Here is a 22,317-nt window from a genome sequence, read left to right as displayed (position 1 = left end):
AAGTAACTTGGACCAGTGTTGATCATTTAGCATTGTTCGAGGCATAGCGAGTGTAAAATTGGGTTTGGCGATTTAATTTTACTATCTCGCTATTTTTTTAATCAACAAATGTCAACAGACCCTAATCTAACTTAGAAATCAAAAGTCACACCAACTTTATAGGTACGGTCTGCACCAATCGTGGCAAAGTTTTCATTAAATACGCCCTCCCAATATTTTTTATTGGTCACATTGTCGACATTTGCCATAAATGTTGTAGATACACCACCTAAATTTGTTTTATAACGTGCACCTAAATCCACTGTCGTGAAATCAGGTAATTGTAAGGTATTTGCTGAATCAACATATTGTTCACCTACATAGTTTACTCGACCATTCACAGATAAACCGTCGAGTAAAGGTAAGGCATAATCCAAACCAATTGTCGCTGTAAGATCTGGCATACCTAGAAGCTCATTGCCTTTATTGCCTAATGCTTTGGTATATTCCGTATCAAGATAAGCCATGTTACCTAATATCGTTAAACCATCACGAACTTGTCCTGAGAAACTCCATTCAATGCCTCGAGCACTTGTTTCTGCACCATCAGTAGTCGCCCCATCAATTACCATTGTGTCAGGCTTTTTAATCTCATACAAAGCAAGTGTATTTAACCATGATCCATTTTGGTATTTAGCACCCACTTCATATTGTTCGGTTTTAAAAGGTGCAAAAGTTTTTCCAAAATTCAGATCACTTTCATCTGTAACTGTTTTACCTTGACTCAAACCCTCTACATAATTGGCATATAAAGAAAGATTTTCACCAAAAGGTTTAACTACAAGACCTAAACTAGGTGACCAAGCATTTTCTTCATAACGCCAATCAGCACTATTTTTACGTTGTGAACTAAAATTCTTCAAATCCATATCTTGGTAACGTAAACCGAGAATAAATTGAAGTTTGTCTTGAAGTAATGAAATTTGATCACTCAAAGTATAACTTGCAAACGTATTGTCATTTAATGGCATGACACTTGGTGCGACCGCCATTAATCCATTTTGACCGGGGTTATATAAGTTAGTTGAATATCCACTGGATGTAGCAGGGTTATGCTGATCTGTCTGAATATTAAGATAATCTGCTCGAAGACCTAATTTGTGTGAAACAATACCCGTATTAAATTTATAATCACCGCCAATATTTGCGGATGTATTTTTAAAGTGCGCGTATTGACCATAAGTCTGTGTAGTCGCATCACCTTGTTCATTATTCAGAACCATACGTGTGCCAAATACAAAGCCTTTATATTTTTTATCTGCATAACCGGCACCAGCAAAGATATTTGCATTCGGTGTTAATGCATATTTCGCTTTTAAACCAACAAACTTACTATCTATTTGAGTATCTGAATCATTAAAATAGGGGCTTAGGAAGTTAAAGAGGGTTGTTACGGAGTATTTTAAGCAAATCGAGGTATAAATTACCATGGCGATGATTGAAGCGATATTCCGTTTCTTTAAGATGCAAATAAAACATCTTCTTGTCAATTCCATTAAATTTACTGAGCCGCTTTTTCGCATAGCCCCAAAAGGATTCTATACCGTTAATATGACGTTCACCACAAGCAAATTCATTGTCACCGTGATTTACTCTTAAGTGCTTATCAAAGCCAATATCAACTAAACCATCATACCCCCTCCATCCATCTGTATTGATGACAGAATCAAGTTCTATATGCCCACGGATAATCCCTTGCAGTGTAGCTTTTGAGCAATCTGGTACAATTTCCGTGTACACATTTCCATCCCGTTTGAGCAACCCAAATACAATGGTTTTTCCTGATGCCCCACGACCTCGCTTACCACGAACACGACGAGCACCAAAGTAAGATTCATCCAGTTCAACAATACCATTGAAGGGAGATATTTCTTCACATTGGACAGCAATCTTTTTGCGCAATTTGATATAAATTGTATTGATGGAGCGAACAGAAATATTGGTAAGTTTAGCAGTATCAGATGCAGTAAAATCCATGGCAAAAAAGCGAATAATTTGCCTGAATTTTGCTTCTGCGATTCTTGAATGGGAATAGTATCTATTTTTTGCTTTCATATAAGGAAGTTACCATACTTTTTAATATGCTTAACTTCCTAAGCCCCTAAAATAATTTAACCCACCTTCCGGTGCCGCAATCACTTTTTTAATCTTTGCAAACGAAACCATGGCTGGTGAACCATTTTCACGATCTTCATGTATTGCATAGGCATCAAAATTTACTTGTAATTGATCTGTAGTATAGTCTGCAGCAATTGAACCCAGTGCTTTAGTATCTTCTTCTCCATCAATATTACGTTTACCTTGGCCATAGACTAAATTCGTGCGAACACCAATTTTTTTTTGTTCACCGAAACGGCGTGAAACATCAAGATGACTTTGGTAATAACCTTCATCTTCCAGAGTAGAAGTCAGTCTAGTTAAATCTTCATGTGCACGTTTAGGCGTAATATTAATCACACCACCAACCCCTCCATTAGGTGCCATCCCAGCGACCAAGGCATTTGGCCCCTTCAAGACCATTACAGCCTCTAAGGTTTCTGTGGATACACGACTGACCGGTGCCATTCCGTATAAACCATCTAAAGCAATTTCATCACCATGCACACCAAATCCACGAATTTGGAAATTTTCATATAAATGCCCCTGATTCGTGGTCATACGAATACTCGCATCATTTTTTAAAACTTGTGCTACAGTTGACGCTTGCTGTTCTTCAATCAGTTTTTCACTATATGCTGTTACGCTAAATGGCGTATCAACAATTTTTTGATTTCCCAAAGCACCTAGGTCTGTATTGGCTTTCAACTTACCATTTGCAAGTTGCTTTTCTGCAGGTACCTCAACCTCAATCGTCTCAAGTACCGTTGTATCCGCTGCAAACACAGATGTAGCCCCTCCAACACCGAGCAGCACCATAGTTATAGAACGTACTAAGTGTGTTTTTGCAAAATTATTCATCATTTCAAGATTAGTTTTACTTGAATAAGAATCATTATTATATTTAGAATAATTCTTAACTGCATCATGAATCCCGATGATTATATTTTTTTAATGAAAAATATAAATATTCATTTTTTATAAATTGTAGATAAGACAAATGTAAATAATTGTTTTTTTATTGCTTTTATAAAAAAATAAAAATACAACCTGGTTATGTTCAATTAAAGCTCTTAGGCAAACAGATGATTAATTAATATACAATATTTTGAATTTTTACATGCTTAATTGCCACATGAATAGATAAATCCTTTTACATCCAACGATTATTTAAAAGTAAACAACGCTTTTGCGTTAGTGCCTTTTAGCCAAATTTAAATCTCCTTTTTTAAATTTTTAACAAAAAAAAAGCGACTCAAAAGAGCCGCTTTTTTCTAACCGAAGTTAAACTCAAATTATTGAGCTTGACCAGGTTGAGCCACTACAGTACGGCTACCAGAAATCGTAGCGAATACGCGACGGTTCATAGCACGGCCTTCTTTAGTGTTGTTGTCAGCGATTGGTTGATCCCACGCGAAACCTTGAGTAGATAAACGAGCTGGGTCAACGTTGTATTCGTTAACAAGCGAAGATTTAACAGAGTTAGCACGAGCTAGTGATAAACGTTCGTTTAGAGCACGTGGACCAGTGTTATCTGTGTGACCTTCGATGTTCGCTGTAGCATTAGGGTATTCGCCTAATTTTTCAGCTACTTTAGCAATTTCAGGTTTGTATTGATCTTTGATGTTTGATTTGTTTGTATCAAAGAACACACGAAGTTCCATGTTAAGATCTTCAGTCAACTCTTGAGGAGCTGGAGCAACTGGAGCAACAGGAGTTACAGGAGCAACTTCAACTACAGGAGCAGCAGGTTTCAAGTGACCGCCAAGAACTACGTTAAGACCAGCTAAAGCTGTGTAGTTCCAGAAATCTTCATCGATGTTGTAAGTAGCACGAGCTTCTGTACGTAGAGATAAAGCATCGTTTAAGCGCCAGAAAGCACCTAGACCAGCATTACCCAAAGTACCTTCTTCAGTAGTACCACGAGCTTGTGCAGATGGAGATACACCACGAGCAGCAGCTTCGTCAAATTTGTATTTATAGTGACCAGCACCTAACAATACATATGGCTTAACTTTGCTGTCATAGTTTTTAGTAATCAAATCAGAAGTAGCATAAAAGTTACCGTTGATTTGAGTTTGTTTGTATTCGCTGTCAAGCGGATCAACATCACCTTTAACTTGGTTATATTCAGCTTCGAAACCTAACCATGGAGTTAATTCAACACCAAGTGCTGCACCAACAAACAAGTCGTCTTGTAGCTCAGGACTTTCAGTTAAGTTGCCACGGCTGTTGTTGTGTTGAGAATCTTGGAAAGTGTAACCAAGCATTAATGGAGTAACAGTTACGCCTGCGTTTGCAGCTGCTAAAGGAGCAGCTACGAGCATTGCTAATGCAATACGACTCATTTTCATGGATTTATCCTCCAGAGATAACAATTGTTGTTCAAGCTCAAGCCGAAAAATTGGCTATCCTGAGATAGGCTTTCTTATACCCCAGTTTTTTTTTAAGCTATTTACGCTGAATCATACAAACACTTTATTCTTTTTCCAAGTGCTTGATTAATCTAATCAAGTAAATTATTGACAAAATTACTTACAATTTCCGTTGTAATTCGGTAAATTTTTACTCAATTTTGAGCAGTGAATCGCCTATTGTCACTTGCTATTTTCATTTTAACAGCTTTATCTAAAATTGAGTAATAAAATTCTATACTCAAAATTAATATCGCCATTAAAAACACATATAACACTAAACATATAAAAATAATATTAAATTTTGGATTAAATCAATGCTTTACAATAAAGAAACCGGCTTTACTTTATTTGAACTTTTAGTCTCAATTGCGATTATTGTCATTATCGTGACGATAGCTTTACCACATTTCAACAATTTAATGGCGCAGCGAGAAGCGAATAACATCAAATCGACTATTCAAAATCACAATGCATTCGCACGGGCTCATGCCACTATTTATCATTCCAATATTGTGATTTGTCCTAGTCTTGACTTTAAACTTTGCCAACCTAACAACTGGAACAGTGGTCTGATTATATTTATTGACAGCAATAAAAACCGTCAAGTTGATGCAAATGAAAAAATATTACTGCAAGACAAACTCAACTTAAAATATGGCGATCTGTCTTGGCGTGGGACTCTACACATTCCAAGTCTCACCTTTCAAGCTAGCTCCGGTTTACCCAATGGTTCAAATGGTAGTTTCTACTACTGTTCGAAATCAACGCTTCAACCGATCCGAGCAGTCTTAAGTCGAATGGGACATATCCGATTTGAAAACCCAACCAGTTGCTAATTTGAGAACCGGTGAGTCCAAAGCAGCCTTTTAAATTTGCTTTATTCCTGTTCAATTTTACTTATACTGCTGACGTATTCAAAAATTAATGTATAAGAAAATGGAGACATGTAATGACTGATATCGTCATCGTGAATGGTGCCCGTACTGCAATGGGTGGTTTTCAAGGGAGTTTAGCCGCTGTCACTGCACCAGAATTAGGCGCAGTCACAATTAAAGCAGCCATCGAACGCGCGGGTTTACAACCAACAGATGTTGAAGAAGTCATTATGGGCTGTGTGCTTCCAGCTGGTCTGAAACAAGGTCCTGCCCGTCAAGCGATGCGTCAGGCTGGTCTTCCAGATTCAACTGGTGCCGTAACCATCAACAAGCTGTGTGGTTCAGGTATGAAGGCCGTGATGCAAGCGGCAGATATGATTAAGGCAGGTTCGGCTCAAGTCGTGGTTGCAGGTGGTATGGAGTCAATGACCAATGCGCCGTATGTATTGACCAAAGCACGAGCTGGCTACCGTATGGGCCACGGTGACGTTAAAGATCATATGTTCTTAGATGGCCTAGAAGATGCAGAAACGGGCCGACTCATGGGTTCTTTTGCGCAGGATATGGCAAATACCAAAGGCTATACACGTGAACAAATGGATGACTTCGCCATTCGCTCGCTTAAACGTGCACAAACTGCAATTACTGGGGGGTATTTTGCTGACGAAATCGTGCCTGTCACTGTTTCGAGTCGTAAAGGCGATGTGATTATCGATAAAGACGAACAGCCTTTTAATGCCAATATCGAAAAAATTCCAACGCTGCGCCCTGCTTTTGCTAAAGATGGAACGATTACCGCTGCCAATGCAAGTTCTATTTCTGATGGTGCGTCTGCTTTAGTTTTAACTTCAGCAGATCAAGCTTCAGCAAAAGGTTTAAATCCGCTCGCAAAAATTGTGGCTTATGCTTCAAATTCACAACATCCATCCGAGTTTACCATTGCACCTGTAGGCGCAATTCAAAAAGTTCTAGATAAATCGGGTTGGAATGTTGCCGACGTAGATTTATGGGAAATCAATGAAGCTTTTGCCATGGTCACGATGTGCCCTATTGATGAATTTAAATTAGATGCTGAAAAAGTAAATATCAACGGTGGTGCTTGTGCGCTTGGACATCCAGTTGGTTCTACCGGTTCACGTATTATCCTAACGCTGATCCATGCATTAAAACGTACTGGTGGTAAACGTGGTATTGCAGCGCTATGTATTGGTGGTGGTGAAGCGACTGCTGTGGCGATTGAATTGCTTTAAAGCACTGTAGATTCCCTTCGTAAAGAGTGATTTAGAAGGAATATTCTTTAATCCTCCCCTAACCCCTCCTTTAATAAAGGAGGGAGACTGAAAATCCCTCTGTAAGAGGGATTTTTTATGCTTACATTTTAGACATAAATTGTTCACATACAGGTCAGCAAAGGCTCTTATAATAAATGTCAACATAATAAAAAATGGATGACCATTATGCAGCTCAATCACTACTTGAATTTTCAAGGCAATACCGAAGCAGCCTTTAATTTTTATCGCTCTGTACTTGGTGGAGAATTCCTCAATGTGATGCGTTATGGTGATATGCCTGCTGAGGATGGCATTTCACTATCCGATACAGAACTGCAAAAGATTATGCATATTTCCCTGTCGATCAATGAATTTACCGTGCTGATGGCCTCAGATGTCAACGAACAATTCTGTGCGCAATCCAATCAACCCTTTACCTTAGGCAGCAATCACTATATTTCGATTAATTTAGACAGCAGTGAACAAGCTGAAGCCAAACGACTGTTTGATGCATTGTCCAAAGGAGGCTCTATAGAAATGCCTCTCGAAAAGACCTTTTGGGGTGCGCTGTATGGCGCATTTACCGATCAGTTCGGCATTAAATGGATGATCAATTGCCAGCTTGAAAACGAATAATCACTCATTAAAAGTATTTCGATCAATAAAAAAGCCTCCAAAAGGAGGCTTTTTTAGTCAATCAAGGTACTTAAGCGCCTGTTTGATAACGCGCTTGCGGCACAGCAGTTGAAGCTTGGTATGGATTGGTAAAATCACCTAAGCCAGCAGCAGCTTCAGCAATATCTTTACCTTCTTTCACCACAAAAGTATCGAAACCTGAACGCTTCATGTAGTTCAACACGTCTTTGAATACATCACCTGTCGCACGTAGTTCTCCTTGGAAACCTTGGCGACGTAACAATGCAGCAAATGAATAGCCACGACCATCATTAAAACCGGCAAATTCGATGAAAATGGCATCTAACTGGTCAAGCGGGAATTCATTGGTTTCAGGTGAAGCATCCACCGTTACGAAAAGTGCTTTTTTACCAGACACATTCGCAAGTTGATCTAACTGCTCAACTGTTAAAACCACGTCACCTTGTGGTAACACACCATCTTCACCAATGACTTGGTAAGTATTGTCTGCAATCGAGCCATCTTTAGAGAGGACTTGTAGTGCTGTATTAAGCATATGCACGCTCCTTAAATGGTTGGATGCCAACACGGCGGTAAGTATCAATAAACTCTTCGCCTTCTGCACGAAGGTCTAGATAAGTATTTAAGATCTCTTCGATGATGTCAGGTACAACATCAGCTGCAAATGATGGGCCTAAGATGTCACCAATTGATGCATCATGGTCGGCATTACCACCCAAAGTGATTTGATAGAACTCAGCACCCTTTTTGTCTACACCTAAAATACCGATGTTACCGACATGGTGGTGACCACACGCATTCATACAGCCAGAGATGTTCAGATCCAATTTACCCAAATTGTAAATAGTGTCTAAGTCATCAAAACGACGTGTAATGGCTTCAGAAATTGGAATCGATTTCGCGTTCGCCAATGAACAGAAATCACCACCAGGGCAGCAAATGATGTCGGTTAAGAAACCGATATGCGCACGTGCAAGATTGTGTTCATCAAGGATTTTCCATAGATCAAACAAATCTTTTTGCGGTACATCAACAAGCGCAATGTTTTGCTCATGTGTGGTACGGAACTCACCAAAGGTATATTTGTCAGCCAAGTCAGCAATCAGGTTCATTTCTTCAACAGTCATATCGCCCGGTGCAATACCCGCACGTTTCAGAGAAATCGTAACGATGCGGTAACCTTTGACTTTATGTGCATTGGTGTTGATGTTGAACCATTGTTTAAATTTCGGCTCTGCGGCAAATTGCTCTGTGAAATCTTCATCTGCATAATCTTGGTAATCAAATGGTGTGAAGTTCTCATCCATTTTCGCCAAGGTATCAGCATCAATTTTTAATGTTTTGATGGTATGTGCAAATTCAGCTTCCACTTTCTCTGCAAATACTTCTGGTGTTAATGCTTTCACCAAAATTTTGATACGCGCTTTATATTTGTTATCACGACGACCGTGTAAGTTGTATACACGAAGTACTGCTTCCAGATAAGCAATCAGGTCTTCACGTGGCAAGAAGTCACGAATAAAGCTACCAATCACTGGGGTACGGCCTAAACCACCACCAACTTTGATTTTATAGCCAATCTCGCCTGCTTCATTTTTCACGATATACACACCGATATCATGGAAAGACGTTGCCGCACGATCAGTTTCTTCCAGTGCTGAAACTGCAATTTTGAACTTACGTGGCAAGAAAGCGAATTCTGGGTGGAAAGTTGACCATTGACGAATCAATTCACACGTTGGACGTGGGTCAGCAATTTCACCTGCAACCACACCTGCATATTGGTCAGTGGTGGTGTTACGAATACAGTTACCTGAAGTTTGAATCGCGTGCATTTGAACAGATGCAAGCTCTTGTAACATGTCAGGCACATTTTCTAGTGCAGGCCAGTTAAACTGAATGTTTTGACGAGTAGATACGTGCGCATAACCACGGTCATAGTCCTGAGCCAATGACGCAATTTTACGTAATTGTTTAGAATTCATCAGGCCATAAGGTACTGCAATACGTAGCATCGGTGCATAACGTTGTACATAAAGGCCGTTTTGAAGACGCAGTGGACGGTATTCATCTTCCGTCAATTTACCTGCTAAATAACGTTCCGTTTGATCACGGAACTGTGCAACACGTTCATTAACCAGTTGCTGGTCAAAATCAGTATATAAATACATGGCGTACAGCTAGTAATTTCTATTATAACAATGCACAGCATAACGAGATTTCATCTATCAAGAAAATGCGTTTTTTACATATTTAATAGCGATTTTATTGATAAGACTGTCGCAATTTCACTGATATAGCGGATTCCGGTCATTTACTTTTTATTTATTAATATATTGAATTATTTTTCCATTACTTAGCATAAATTTACATAAAGAATTTCAGCCAATAAAAAGCCCGATAAATCGGGCTTTTTACTTAGCGATGTAAAATCACTTATTTTTTATCTGGTAAAGCATACGCAACAAGGTAATCACCAAGTTTTGTACCAAATGAACCATGACCACCAGCCATGATCACAACATATTGTTTACCATTTGCTTCATAAGTCATTGGAGTCGCTTGACCACCTGCTGGTAGACGACCTTCCCACAAAGTATCACCATTCGTTACATTGATTGCACGGATATAGTTATCTTGTGTTGCGCCTACAAACATGACATTACCAGCAGTCGAGATTGATCCACCAAGACCCGGTACACCAATTTTCACAGCAGGTAATTGGAACAATTTCGGTAAACTGTCACGAATTGTACCTATACGTTTTTTCCAGACTACTTCATGTGTATTTAAATCTACACCTGCAGTAAAGCCCCATGAAGGTTGTTTACAAGGTAAGCCAAGTGGTGACAAGAATGCTTTGATTTCCACACCATAAGGTACGCCATACATCGGTTGCACGCCTTGTTCAGTACCCGCACCTTTCGCAGTTTGTTCACGGTTTGGATCGGTAGGAATCAACTTAGTGACAAATGGCAAGCCAATTGGATTCATCACAGCAACTTGACGGTCTTGGTTCACCGACATACCACCCCATTCGAATACCCCAAGGTTACCTGGGAATACCAATGTGCCATTTTCAGAAGGTGGTGTATAAATACCGTCGTAGTTAAGTGATTTGAAATACACACGACACATCAACTGGTCAAACATAGTGGCACCCCACATTTGTTTATCAGTCAATTTATCTTTTGGTGCTAAATCAAAATCAGAGAACGGTTGAGTTGCAGAATAATGCTCACCTTTAGTTTGTGGACCACGTTTTACAGTTTGTGGAACCGCTTTTTCGGTGATTGGCACAATCGCTTTACCGGTACGACGGTCAAGGACGAATGCATTACCTGTTTTGGTTAAGACATAGATCGCAGGAACAATATTACCTGATTTATCTTTGATATCTGCCAATGAAGGTTGTGATGGTACATCCATATCCCACAAATCATGATGTGTGGTTTGGAAGTTCCAGATCAATTTACCAGTCGATGCATTGATCGCAAGCATTGAGTTTGCATAGCGTTCATCTAAAGGCGTACGGTGACCACCAAAAATGTCTGGTGTGCCTACACCTGTTGGCACATAAACGATGTCAAGTTTTTCGTCATATGCTAAAGGTGCCCATGCATTCGGTGAGGCTACAGAGTATTTTTGACCTTCGCCTGGCATGGCATTTGGATCTTCCGCCCCTGTATCAAAGATCCACAATAATTCACCAGTATTGACATCATAACCACGGATGACACCAGATGGCTCTTTAGTCGAGAAGTTATCGGTAGTTGAACCGCCAATCACAATGGTTGTGCCAGTAACCACTGGAGGTGAAGTTGGGATATAACCACCCGGATACGGATAAGGCATATCTTTTTGTAGATCGACTTCGCCGTTATGACCAAAATCACTACATGCTTTACCTGTGTCAGCATTGACTGCAACCAAACGACCATCATTTACAGGCAAGATCACTTTGCGCGGACATTCAGTTGAAGTCGAGCGTTTGTTCTCTAAGCTTTTTGCAAACTGAGTGGTATTTGCAGCGTCAAAATAAGACACACCACGACATGTTAAATGTTGATAGGTATTGTCCGCTTTAAGTTTAGGATCGAATGCCCATTTTTGTTTACCTGTCGCAGGATCAAGTGCAATTAAACGTTGGTGAGTTGTACACATAAACATGTCATTGCCGACTTTAATCGGAGTGACTTGGTTTGTGGTTTCACCTGAGTCATTTTCTGTTGGTAACTCACCTGTACGGAAAGTCCATGCTACTTCTAAATCTTTAACGTTGTCGCTATTGATTTGGGTGAGTGGAGAATAACGTACACCACCTTGTGTACGACCATAGGCAGGCCAATCTTCAGGAGCAATACCCTCAATCGCTTTGGCTGTTTGAGGTTGTGCATTTTTAATTTCACCGTGAATTTCTTGCGGATCATTAAAAATTGAATAGATCATCACGATAATCGCAATCACCAGTGTGCCTGATAATGTAATTTTCGCAGTTTTGCCATTTTCCATACCGCGTGTCACGGCAGGAATCAGTAACCAAAGGCCCAATAAGCCTAAAATATCAAAACGCGGTGCAAGTGCCCAAAAGTCAGAACCTGCCTCCCAAAGTCCCCAAATCACTGTACCCAGCATCAACGCTGCATAAATGTATAAAGAACTGTTTTGAATTTTTCTTAAGTATATTGCTGAAGCCAGCATTAACAGGCCGGCGATAATGTAGTACCAAGAACCGCCAAGGACTGCCAGCCAGATACCACCAATCAATAGAACCAAGGCGAAAATTGCCATCACAACGACGGTAAATGTTCGCATCCCAGTTCCGGTAGATGGGTTGCTCATGTTGACCACCTCTATTGTCGAATGTTGTATTTGGTGCGTGAAACACATTCAACGCACCACCGTTTTTATGTCGCAAAGAGAAGTTGTTACAAAAACAATTCAAGGGGAAATATCGTAATTTTTCTCAGAATTACCGAATTGCTTTTATAAGAACTCTAATTTGACATCAATTAAAATGCTGTTTGAAATTTGATACCGCCGACCCACGCATTCTCACCATTTTTGTAAGCACCGACGTGACGGATATATTGAATATTAGGACGAATAGTCAGCCAGTTTGCTGCATGAATACCGTAGTAAATTTCTGCGTCATACTCTTCACTTTGTAGACCGCGTGCATCAACGCTGTTGCTGTTATTGGCAATATTGGCGTCATTCACATCATCATTAATGCTGATACGTCCTAAGCCAATCGCGATTTCATCCTGAGGACGTGCATCGAATGCGCCTTTGTATACCAAGCCAATGTTTTGCATATCACTCACATTGTTGGTGTCTGAGTCATGCACTGTGACATTTACAAAACCACTCAAACCACGTGAGGCATCGTCTTTGTGTGCTGTCAGTTGTTGTTTCGCCACAATCCAACCACCTTGATGGTGATCTTTTTCATTTACTGGGCTATCAATGACATCGGCATCAGCGGTACTGTAGTAGTAACCTGCACGGTATTCACCCGGAAGCTTTTGTGTCCCCACTTTTGGAGTCCACACTACTTCAGCAGGAATAATCGCACCCTTAGAACCATCGGTACTCAAGTTCCAACCTTTACCACGTTTTAGATTTTCAGGGTTGTATTCATAAACCCCGACTTGTGCGTAGAGTTCAGGCTGAATGTTATATTTCACGCGAGCAGCCCATTGGCTGACTGGCCAGTTGTACCATTGGTCACCGACCCAGTTACCCACTTGTGAACCACAAAGTGCTAAGTTTTGAAAGTCACAGTCAAAGCTGTTGAAATCTTCACCTTCACCAAAACGACCGACTTTAATATCTAATTTTTGGTCTAAGAATTTTTTCTTGATCCAAAAATCAGTCAAACGCCAAGTTTGACCACGACCCCACACTTCTTGTGTTGCACTTAAATGACCATTTAATGCATCTGAAGTTTGAGACAATGAACGACCATTACGTTCAGTGATATTGATTTGTGCTTCGGTATCTTTCCAACCCGCAATTTTTTCTAAATCGAGATGTGCCCCGATCGCGAATTGGTCCGCATATTCAGTGCCATGACTTGAAGCATGCTTTGCATCTAACAAAGTAGCTAATTCGCCACCATAACTAAAACTAAAATCGTAACCTTTCTGTTGAAGCGCTGTTCGTTGACCGTTCCAATCACCGAACATCCATGGGCTTTCAGAACTGAAAGCATCTGCAGTAGTTGCCGCTTGGGTTGCTGAACCCGCAAGCATTATTCCGAGGCTAAGATATAAAGATCCAAGTTTACTCACAGCTATTTTCATTTGGAGACCTATATACCAATTATGTTAATAGTTCATATAATACTCTCACATTTGTATAATTTATTTATTTTTTTATTAACAACACTCAATATTTATATAGATATTTATCTAATTAAGAGATTTTAAAGGTTTTATTGTTTAACTTATCACCTTTTTTTATACCATTCATAACCAATTATCCGCACCTAAAGTTTTACCCACATGGGTATAAATCAATGCTGATCTAGAAAATTTAATCGGACATGCCAGTTGAGTTTGTGTCATTGTGTCGCCTTCTTGTAGCGGAACTTCAACACACCAATGCCGCTCTTGGGCCAATTGTGAATTTAGAGCTTCGTCCAAACTTAAAACTGGTTCCACACAGACATCTTGAGAGGCAAAAATCTTTTTCCACTCAGCCCATGTTTTGGTTAGTATTTTTCGGGCAATAGCATGCTTAATTTCAGTCTGATCCTGTGGATCAAATGACATGCCTTGCGTCGCTAAAGCGGGTAAATCTAGAATTTGCGCCAATCCATGTAAAAACTGTGGCTCCAAACCACCTATTGACAGATAACGACCATCTTGCGTTCGATAGTAGTCATAGAAACTGCCGCCATTCAGATGTGCCGTCTCTGCCGCGGTAACCGCATTGGCAGCCAATACGCCAGCTGCAGCCATATTGTTCAATGCGACGGCGCAATCGGTCATGGAAATATCAATATATTGTCCTAAGCCGCTACGGTAACGCTCAATCACCGCGGCTAAGATGCCAGTAATTGCATGCATTGACCCGCCTGCGACATCGGCGATTTGAATCCCCATCGGTGGCGGGCCACTATCTTGGCGTCCGCTATGACCTGAAATGCCCGATAAAGCCAAGTAATTGATGTCATGCCCTGCGCGGTCTTTGTAATGTCCGGTTTGACCATAACCCGTAATCGAGCAATAAATAAGTCGCGGATTGATTTCGGCCAAATCTGCATAATCCAAACCCAAGCGTTGCATGACACCTGGACGAAATTGTTCTACCACAATATCAAAATCTGAAATTTTGGCTTTGATCAATTCAATGCTTTTCGGGTCTTTTAAATCCAATGCGATGGATTGTTTATTGCGATTTAAATAACTATGCGCTGTGGCTTGCCCATTGGCATAAGGTGGCATCAAACGAACCAGATCAGGACGCGTCGGTGACTCAATATGCACAACTTCCGCACCCATGTCAGCCAAATACAAGGTCGCAAATGGCCCTGGGAGTAATATCGAAAAGTCGAGTACTTTCAATCCTTTTAAAGCAGCTTCCATGGATATTTTTCTCTAATTGTGTAGATTTTTTATCCATGGTAGAAATATAAAATGACTAAAACAATGTCATGTTCAGCCATTTACCTTGATAGTTTCGGCAATTTACCATGTAAAAATGGCAAAACCGCTGTTGTAAATTGCCATGATTTCTTTTTTTAGCGTCATTTAGGTCAAACATTTGTGAACATTAAAGAGACTGAAGGATTAAACATGAGTCGTGATACGATCAGTATCCATTTCGTCAACGCAGCCTTAACTGGTGTGAGACGTCTCGGCATGGATGTCGAAACTTTATTGTCTCATGTTGGCATTGAGGCTGAACTTCTACGCCAACCCAAAGCCCGTATTTCACCTGAACAATACACACGTTTTATTAAAATGTTGTGGATGGTGACTCAAGACGAACACGTCGGTTTTGATATTCAACCGCGCCGCTTGGGTACTTTTGCCATTATGTGCCAATTGATTATTCATGCAAAAACCCTTGGTGATGCACTTGAATTGTCTTCGCAGTTCTACAAACTGTTTGGTGATGAATGGTCGGTAACACTAGAACGTGATAAACACGAAGCACGTTTAGTCCCTCAAATTCCAAAATCTATGGACCCAGACCATTTCATTACTGAAAGTATGCTGATGATTTGGCATGGTCTCGCTTCTTGGTTGATTGAACGTCGTCTGCCTTTAGAACGCGTACACTTCGGTTATGAACGTCCTGAACATGCTGACGAATATGATGCCTTGTTTTTTGCACCTGTAATGCAGTTTGATACCCCACGAACTGAGATTACGTTTGCAGCGGATTATTTAGATTTACCCATTCGTCAAAACGAAGAAACGCTAGAGGAATTCTTAAAAGCGGCTCCTGCACAGTTATTGGTTAAATTTAAAAATACCAATTCATTAACGTCTCGTATCCGTGATGTGCTGAAGAGTCAAATTGGCGAAGAAATGCCAACCTTGAACGATGTTGCTTCAATGCTGTATCTATCGCCACAAACACTTCGTCGTCGTTTAGCCGCTGAAGGTAAGAGCTACCAAGGTGTGAAAGATGCCTTACGTCGAGATGCTGCAATTCACTTATTGCTTAATCCAGACTTAACCCTTGAAGATGTTGCACAGCAAGTCGGCTTTAGTGAAACCAGTACTTTCCACCGTGCCTTTAAAAAGTGGACCGGTGTAACACCAGGCCTATACCGCCAATTACATGGTTATCACTAAGCATCATTCAAAACTAGCATTCTCTAAAACCTGATCTCGATCAGGTTTTTTATTTCGGAAAATCTGCACGTTGTTTTTGACAAAGCAATGGATCGACGGGCGTGATCACGCGTTTGCCATCCTGTATCCGATACATTTCTGCCTTGGTCACATGATCATTTCGATCATACTCACAGGCTAAACCGCCCGTCCCCTCATCTGAGGGATGAATGCCATAGATCATATAAATATAAAAACCGATCATGCATACAAAACCTAAGCAGCCTACTAGTACTAGCCAAGCCAGACCTTTCAACACTCGCTTCACATTTTTATGCATAAGCTGATCTTCAATTTGTACTGAATCGATAGCAACTGATCTTAACCGATCCTCGCTTTCAATGTGCGGGTTGATTTTTATCTTATTTAGCAGCAAGCGTTGACCAAAAATATCAAACGACTCGCCCGTTATCATCATTGCACTGGCTTGATTAATCCGTACACTCAAAAAACCAATAAAAATTTATAGATCATAGGGACAGGATTATGAGCGAGGCTTACATCATTGATGCCATTCGCACACCGCGCGGCAAAGGAAAAAAAGACGGTTCACTACATGCCGTTAAACCGATTAGCCTACTGACCGGTTTATTGAACGAATTACAAAACCGCCATCAATTTAACACAGCTGCAGTAGACGACATTGTACTGGGCTGTGTAACTCCAATTGGTGACCAAGGCGCAGACATTGCCAAAACCGCAGCCATTGCAGCAGGTTGGGACAATGATGTAGCAGGCGTTCAAATCAACCGTTTTTGTGCATCAGGTTTAGAAGCGGTGAATATGGCTGCGCAAAAGGTGCGTTCTGGCTGGGAAGACCTTGTGGTGGCTGGCGGTGTAGAGTCGATGTCACGTGTGCCGATGGGCAGTGACGGCGGCCCTTGGGCGCTCGACCCTGAAACCAACATGGCCTGTGATTTTATTCCGCAAGGCATTGGGGCCGATTTAATTGCCACCATTGACGGCTACAGCCGAGCAGATGTGGATGCCTTTGCAGCAAACTCTCAGCAAAAAGCCGCAGCAGCCCAAGCCAAGGGTTATTTTGATAAGTCTGTCGTTCCTGTCAAAGACAAAGCAGGCGTGACTATTTTAGCCAAAGATGAATTTATTAAACCAACGACCACAGCTGAAGGCTTAGGCAAACTCAACCCTAGTTTTGCCATGATGGGGCAAATGGGCTTTGATGCCATCGCCTTACAAAAATATCCTGAAGTCGGCGCAGTCAACCATGTACACCATGCAGGTAACTCATCGGGCATCGTCGATGGTGCTGCCGTAGTATTGCTTGCCTCGGAAAAAGCGATCAAAGAACAAGGCCTGAAACCGCGTGCCAAAGTGCTTGCAACTGCATTGGTGGGCGCAGACCCGACGATTATGCTGACTGGCCCTGCACCTGCTGCACGTAAAGCCTTAGCCAAAGCTGGCCTAACCATTGATGATATTGACCTATTTGAAGTGAACGAAGCTTTTGCAGCAGTCGTGATGCGTTTTATGACCGAACTCAAGGTTGACCCTGCCAAAGTCAATGTGAATGGCGGCGCAATTGCATTAGGACATCCGCTGGGTGCAACAGGCGCCATGATTTTAGGAACCCTGATGGATGAACTAGAACGCCAAGGTAAAAAGCGCGGTTTAGCGACCTTGTGTGTCGGTGGCGGTATGGGCATCGCAACGATTATTGAGTTGGTATAAGGAGACTAAAATGAGCGCAATTCAATTTGAAAAAAATGCCGACAATATCGTCATTTTAACTTTAGATTCTCCAAACCAATCTGCCAACACCATGAATGCAGACTTCCGTGCTGCACTGGCTGAAACGGTAGACAAACTGCAAGCAGATGAAAATATTGCAGGGATTATTTTCCGCTCGAACAAAAAAACCTTCTTTGCAGGCGGTGATTTAGACGAACTGATTCAAGCCACACCTGAACATGCGACTGAATTCTTCAATATGATTGAAGAGATGAAAGCTAAACTGCGTTATATCGAAACCCGTGGCATTCCAGTTGTGGCAGCTTTAAATGGCACAGCGCTTGGCGGTGGCTGGGAGTTAGCACTCGGCTGTCATTATCGTATTGCGCTGAATGATGCTAAGGCTAAATTTGGCTTACCTGAAGTGACCTTAGGCTTACTGCCGGGCGGTGGCGGTATCGTCCGTATGGTACGTTTATTGGGTCTGCAAAATGCATTTCCACTCTTAATGGAAGGCAAACAAATTGGTGTCGAAAAAGCCAAATCATTAGGGCTGATTCAAGACACTGCAGATAGCCTTGAAGAATTGATGGATAAAGCCATCTCTTGGGTCAAAGCCAATCCAAAATCACAGCAGCCCTATGATGTAAAAGGCTATAAAATTCCGGGCGGCACACCATCGACTCCAACTGTGGCGCAAATGCTCGCCATCGCCCCTGCTATGCTGCGTGACAAAACCAAGGGCTGTTACCCTGCGCCTGAAGCCATAATGTCAGCAGCGGTTGAAGGTGCTCAAGTCGATGTCGATACGGCGCTCACGATTGAATCACGTTATTTTACTTACCTTGCAACTGGTCAAATTTCTAAAAACATGATCGGCACCTTTTGGCATGGTCTTAACGCCATTAAGTCAGGTGCAAGCCGTCCAAAAGACGTCGCGAAATGGCAAGCCACTAAAGTCGGCATTTTAGGCGCAGGCATGATGGGTGCAGGCATCGCTTATGCCACGGCATCAAAAGGCATTGCAGTTGTACTCAAAGATGTTTCTGTTGAAGCAGCTGAAAAAGGTAAAGCCTATAGCCAAAAACTGCTAGATAAAAAAGTATCTCAAGGTCGTTTAAGTGCAGAAAAACGTGATCAAGTTTTAGGACTGATTCATGCCACTGCAGATGCTGCCGACCTACAAGGCTGTGACTTGATCATTGAAGCTGTGTTTGAAAATGTCGAATTGAAAGCCAAAGTGACTCAAGAAGCAGAAAGTTACTTGGCAGCCAATGGCGTAATGGCATCCAATACTTCAACCTTGCCAATTTCAGGCTTAGCCAATGCATCTCAAGATCAAGCTAAATTTATCGGTCTGCATTTCTTTAGTCCTGTCGACAAAATGCAATTGGTCGAAATTATTAAAGGTAAAAACACCTCGGCTGAAACCTTAGCCAAAGCCTATGACTATGTACAGCAAATTGGTAAAACACCAATTGTGGTGAATGACAGTCGTGGCTTCTTTACTAGCCGTGTCTTTGGCACCTTTGTGCAAGAAGGTTTACGTCTATTGGCTGAAGGCGTACACCCTGCCCGCATTGAAATGGCTGCACTAAAAGCTGGCATGCCTGTAGGCCCATTGGCGATTCAAGATGAAGTGTCTTTAACGTTGTCTGAGCATGTTGCGGCCGAGACCCGTAAAGCCCTACAAGCTGAAGGCAAAGACCTACCACGTTCAGGTGCGGATGAGGTGATTCAGACGATGATTCATGAGTTCGGACGCAAAGGTAAAGCTGCCGGCGCAGGCTTTTATGAATACCCTGAAGGCGGTAAAAAGCATCTCTGGGATGGCTTGAGCAAATGGCAGAAAGATAATGCTATTTCTGAACAGGAAATGATTGACCGCTTCCTGTTTGTACAGTCACTCGATACCTTACGCTGCCTAGAAGAAGGTGTTTTGGAATCGACTGTCGATGGCAATATCGGTTCAATCTTCGGGATTGGTTTTGCCCCTTGGACAGGTGGTGCACTTCAATTTTTAAACCAATATGGTTTGGAAAAAGCGCTATTACGTGCCAATACACTAGAAGCAAAATATGGCGAACGCTTCAAAGCACCGCAATTGCTGAAAGACAAAGTGGCGAAAGCTGAGCAGATTTAATTATTCATTTTGAGCATGCAAATTTTGCTGTTCAATCACATCAAAAGGAGCTTCGGCTCCTTTTGATTTTCCTTCTCAGTCGCGTGTTTGCAAACAAGCCTAGAATTTACGCGAACTCTCATCAGTTTTATGTTATAAAGTAACAAGTTTTTTGATTTCTTTTTATCCGATTGAGTAGCTTGTTATGACAGATCATACTTCTCCTGAAAAATCACCATGGGGCTGGAAAGCACTGATTATCTTCTGTATTTTAGGTGCGCTATTCATGGGTATTTTCTGGCTTGCTGTGACCAATGAACCAGACTATATGCCGAGCCAACAGAAAAAAGACAATACTCAACAGCATGCATTTAAAAATGCCCCTGTGATGTCAGAAGAAGCGTTGAAAAAGGCGCAAGCTGATCAAGCAGCTCGTGAAGCATCTGCACCGACTGCAGCAGATATGCAGATGACCGAAGAACAACATGCACATATGGATGACATGAGCCCTGAACCTACTGCATCGAATGATCATGGTCACTAAGCTTTGACCCAATCTATGCAAATAAAAAACGCTTAAAATATTAAGCGTTTTTTATTTATAGCTGTCCAATTTTAAGTATTTAAGCCAAAGCCATATACATATCTTGATGCGGAATACCACAATCTAAATATTCATCACCTTCAACAACAAAACCCAACGCTGCATAAAAAGGGATAGCATGCACTTGTGAAGATAGTTTTAAATATTCACGTTGCTCTAATGTCGCTTGTTGAATGATGGCTTGCATCAAGATTTTACCAATCCCCTGACCGCGATGAGCCTTTAAAACAGCAACACGACCTATACTGTTATTTTTCAACAAACGTGCAGTTGCAATAGCTTTCATCCCATCATGAACAATAAAATGCAGTGAAATCGCATCTTCTGCATCCCATTCATCTTCGGGCGATATCTCCTGTTCTAAAATAAAGACCTGTTCTCGTATCGGTCGAGCTGCAGATGCCAGTTGCTCCCACGGACCAAATTGAATATTTAACTGCTGCATCCCGTCATCCTTTAGCATTTACAGCCAATATCTTGCTGGTCCCATTGATCATTCAACAATAATTCTAACGAATGCTTTTGAATGCCATACATGTCTTTTAAAGCTTGAATCTGTACCAATACCGCTTGATCAGGTTCGACATAGTCTGCACGTTTGGTTGCCAAGATCATTTTATTTTTACTGGTATGCTCAAGTGCCACAAATTCGAAAACTTTGGTTTCATAACCATATGCTTTCAATAAAAGTGCACGAATCGTGTCCGTGAGCATTTCTGCTTGCTAACCTGCATGAATACCAAATTGCAACATCGGTGCAAGTACTTGTGGCGCTTTCAATTGCGGACGCAGTTCTTTATGACAACACGGCGCACACATGATCATTTGCGCATTTAATCGAATGCCGGTATGTATCGCAAAATCCGTCGCCACATCACAGGCGTGCAGCGCAATCATGACATCTAAGCGCTCAGGCGCATAGGTACGAACATCGCCTTGGAAAAAATCAAGTTGGCTGAAATTCGACTGCTGCGCAACGCTTTGGCAAAATTCCACCATTTTCGGATTTAGCTCAACCCCTGTCACTTTAGGCACTTGCTGGTGTTTTGCTAAATAATCATATAATGCAAAAGTCAGATAGCCTTTACCTGAACCAAAATCTACAACATGCAGAGATTGATCGGTTTCTTTGATCTGGCTTAAAGCACCTGAAAAAATTTCTACAAATTTATTAATTTGTTTCCATTTACGTGCCATGCTCGGAATAATTTGTGCTTTTGCATCCGTAATACCGAGTGGCTGTAAGAAATAACTGTTTTGATCGACATAGCGATGTTTCGCTCGATCATGTCCTTGCTGCTCCGTAGGAATTTTCCCTAAGGCTGGCTGCTTTTTGCTGATGCTTAGCATCGCTTTCTTTTTATTTTTTTTGAGCTGAATTTCTTCATCCAAGGTCATCAGGTTGGCTTGCTTACAACAACTCAATAAACTTTCGACTTGTTGATATGCGGATGCGATTGGATAGTTTTTGGTGATGTCTTGGGTTTTGTAACGATATAAACAGCTGAGAAATGACTCACCTTGCAGCGAAATGACTCGCAAGGTCATTTTTTCTAATTGGTTAGGACTTACGCATTGACTGATTCAAAAAAGTATTAAAATACTTTATAAAGTATCTGTGATCAGACGAATTAAACATGCTTCTACAGCAACTTGTACATTACCCATTTATATGGGCTTTCTCATGA

Annotated in this window: 18 protein-coding genes and 1 pseudogene; 7 read left to right on the top strand and 12 right to left on the bottom strand. The window is 41.3% G+C overall.

Translation table 11 applies throughout. The features are described 5' to 3' along the window. Nucleotides 1–131: 131 nt before the first annotated feature. The 4 genes from FTV03_RS13020 to omp38 form a co-directional block, all read right to left on the bottom strand. Nucleotides 132–1,469: a TonB-dependent siderophore receptor gene (locus tag FTV03_RS13020; RefSeq protein WP_257220793.1), complete on the bottom strand. Its 1,338-nt coding sequence runs from the start codon at nucleotides 1,467–1,469 to the stop codon at nucleotides 132–134. After that, nucleotides 1,417–2,094, bottom strand: coding sequence for an IS1595 family transposase (locus tag FTV03_RS13015; protein WP_179990617.1), 678 nt, complete (start codon nucleotides 2,092–2,094; stop codon nucleotides 1,417–1,419). Before FTV03_RS13015 ends, FTV03_RS13020 begins: the two co-directional genes overlap by 53 nt. 30 nt (nucleotides 2,095–2,124) lie before the next feature. Continuing rightward, nucleotides 2,125–3,000, bottom strand: a complete 876-nt coding sequence (locus FTV03_RS13010; protein WP_180041633.1) for a TonB-dependent receptor plug domain-containing protein — start codon at nucleotides 2,998–3,000, stop codon at nucleotides 2,125–2,127. Between the two features lie 431 nt (nucleotides 3,001–3,431). After that, on the bottom strand, nucleotides 3,432–4,490 hold the full coding sequence (gene omp38, locus FTV03_RS13005) for an outer membrane protein Omp38 (RefSeq protein ID WP_180041632.1): 1,059 nt from the start codon (nucleotides 4,488–4,490) through the stop codon (nucleotides 3,432–3,434). A gap of 377 nt (nucleotides 4,491–4,867) precedes the next feature. Between omp38 and FTV03_RS13000 the strand changes: the two genes are divergently transcribed. From FTV03_RS13000 to FTV03_RS12990, 3 genes are all read left to right on the top strand, one after another. Continuing rightward, nucleotides 4,868–5,389, top strand: coding sequence for a GspH/FimT family protein (locus tag FTV03_RS13000; protein ID WP_180041631.1), 522 nt, complete (start codon nucleotides 4,868–4,870; stop codon nucleotides 5,387–5,389). Between the two features lie 113 nt (nucleotides 5,390–5,502). Continuing rightward, nucleotides 5,503–6,678 carry an acetyl-CoA C-acyltransferase gene (locus FTV03_RS12995; protein WP_180041630.1) on the top strand — a complete coding sequence of 392 codons (1,176 nt, stop codon included), beginning with the start codon at nucleotides 5,503–5,505 and terminating at the stop codon, nucleotides 6,676–6,678. A 207-nt stretch (nucleotides 6,679–6,885) separates the two neighbouring features. Then, complete coding sequence (locus FTV03_RS12990) at nucleotides 6,886–7,335, top strand: VOC family protein (RefSeq protein WP_180041629.1); 450 nt, start codon at nucleotides 6,886–6,888, stop codon at nucleotides 7,333–7,335. A gap of 70 nt (nucleotides 7,336–7,405) precedes the next feature. On the opposite strand, the gene FTV03_RS12985 is transcribed toward FTV03_RS12990, so the two are convergent. The 5 genes from FTV03_RS12985 to FTV03_RS12965 form a co-directional block, all read right to left on the bottom strand. Then, complete coding sequence (locus FTV03_RS12985) at nucleotides 7,406–7,891, bottom strand: DUF934 domain-containing protein (RefSeq protein ID WP_180022843.1); 486 nt, start codon at nucleotides 7,889–7,891, stop codon at nucleotides 7,406–7,408. Next, on the bottom strand, nucleotides 7,884–9,527 hold the full coding sequence (locus FTV03_RS12980) for a nitrite/sulfite reductase (RefSeq protein WP_180041628.1): 1,644 nt from the start codon (nucleotides 9,525–9,527) through the stop codon (nucleotides 7,884–7,886). Before FTV03_RS12980 ends, FTV03_RS12985 begins: the two co-directional genes overlap by 8 nt. Before the next feature lie 265 nt (nucleotides 9,528–9,792). Continuing rightward, nucleotides 9,793–12,198, bottom strand: coding sequence for a glucose/quinate/shikimate family membrane-bound PQQ-dependent dehydrogenase (locus tag FTV03_RS12975; RefSeq protein ID WP_180041627.1), 2,406 nt, complete (start codon nucleotides 12,196–12,198; stop codon nucleotides 9,793–9,795). A 170-nt stretch (nucleotides 12,199–12,368) separates the two neighbouring features. Continuing rightward, entirely contained in the window at nucleotides 12,369–13,613 is a 1,245-nt protein-coding gene (locus FTV03_RS12970; protein ID WP_257220794.1) for a carbohydrate porin, read from the bottom strand. A 216-nt stretch (nucleotides 13,614–13,829) separates the two neighbouring features. After that, nucleotides 13,830–14,951, bottom strand: coding sequence for a CaiB/BaiF CoA-transferase family protein (locus tag FTV03_RS12965; RefSeq protein WP_180041626.1), 1,122 nt, complete (start codon nucleotides 14,949–14,951; stop codon nucleotides 13,830–13,832). Between the two features lie 210 nt (nucleotides 14,952–15,161). Between FTV03_RS12965 and FTV03_RS12960 the strand changes: the two genes are divergently transcribed. Continuing rightward, nucleotides 15,162–16,172: an AraC family transcriptional regulator gene (locus FTV03_RS12960; protein ID WP_180005120.1), complete on the top strand. Its 1,011-nt coding sequence runs from the start codon at nucleotides 15,162–15,164 to the stop codon at nucleotides 16,170–16,172. Between the two features lie 49 nt (nucleotides 16,173–16,221). Here the strand turns inward: FTV03_RS12960 and FTV03_RS12955 are convergent, their stop codons facing one another. Continuing rightward, nucleotides 16,222–16,629, bottom strand: a complete 408-nt coding sequence (locus tag FTV03_RS12955; RefSeq protein WP_257220792.1) for a hypothetical protein — start codon at nucleotides 16,627–16,629, stop codon at nucleotides 16,222–16,224. 68 nt (nucleotides 16,630–16,697) lie between these two features. On the opposite strand from FTV03_RS12955, the gene FTV03_RS12950 reads away from it, so the two are divergent. The 3 genes from FTV03_RS12950 (at nucleotide 16,698) to FTV03_RS12940 (ending at nucleotide 20,569) form a co-directional block, all read left to right on the top strand. Continuing rightward, the gene (locus FTV03_RS12950; protein ID WP_180041625.1) at nucleotides 16,698–17,903 is read left to right on the top strand and encodes an acetyl-CoA C-acetyltransferase; all 1,206 of its coding nucleotides are present in this window, start codon (nucleotides 16,698–16,700) and stop codon (nucleotides 17,901–17,903) included. A 10-nt stretch (nucleotides 17,904–17,913) separates the two neighbouring features. Next, nucleotides 17,914–20,046, top strand: a complete 2,133-nt coding sequence (locus tag FTV03_RS12945; RefSeq protein WP_180041624.1) for a 3-hydroxyacyl-CoA dehydrogenase NAD-binding domain-containing protein — start codon at nucleotides 17,914–17,916, stop codon at nucleotides 20,044–20,046. Nucleotides 20,047–20,230: 184 nt separating this feature from the next. Then, nucleotides 20,231–20,569, top strand: a complete 339-nt coding sequence (locus FTV03_RS12940) for a hypothetical protein (protein WP_078194261.1) — start codon at nucleotides 20,231–20,233, stop codon at nucleotides 20,567–20,569. Nucleotides 20,570–20,648: 79 nt separating this feature from the next. Here the strand turns inward: FTV03_RS12940 and FTV03_RS12935 are convergent, their stop codons facing one another. Both FTV03_RS12935 and FTV03_RS12930 read right to left on the bottom strand, forming a co-directional pair. Then, on the bottom strand, nucleotides 20,649–21,074 hold the full coding sequence (locus FTV03_RS12935; RefSeq protein ID WP_257220791.1) for a GNAT family N-acetyltransferase: 426 nt from the start codon (nucleotides 21,072–21,074) through the stop codon (nucleotides 20,649–20,651). Between the two features lie 11 nt (nucleotides 21,075–21,085). Then, nucleotides 21,086–22,186: pseudogene (locus tag FTV03_RS12930) on the bottom strand (SAM-dependent methyltransferase); the annotation flags it as partial. Nucleotides 22,187–22,317 lie beyond the last annotated feature (131 nt).

Source organism: Acinetobacter sp. YH12218, assembly GCF_013417925.1.
GTDB classification, from domain to species: domain Bacteria; phylum Pseudomonadota; class Gammaproteobacteria; order Pseudomonadales; family Moraxellaceae; genus Acinetobacter; species Acinetobacter amyesii.
Note: the sequence above shows the minus strand (reverse complement) of the source record. Positions and strands in the feature narration are given on the sequence as shown.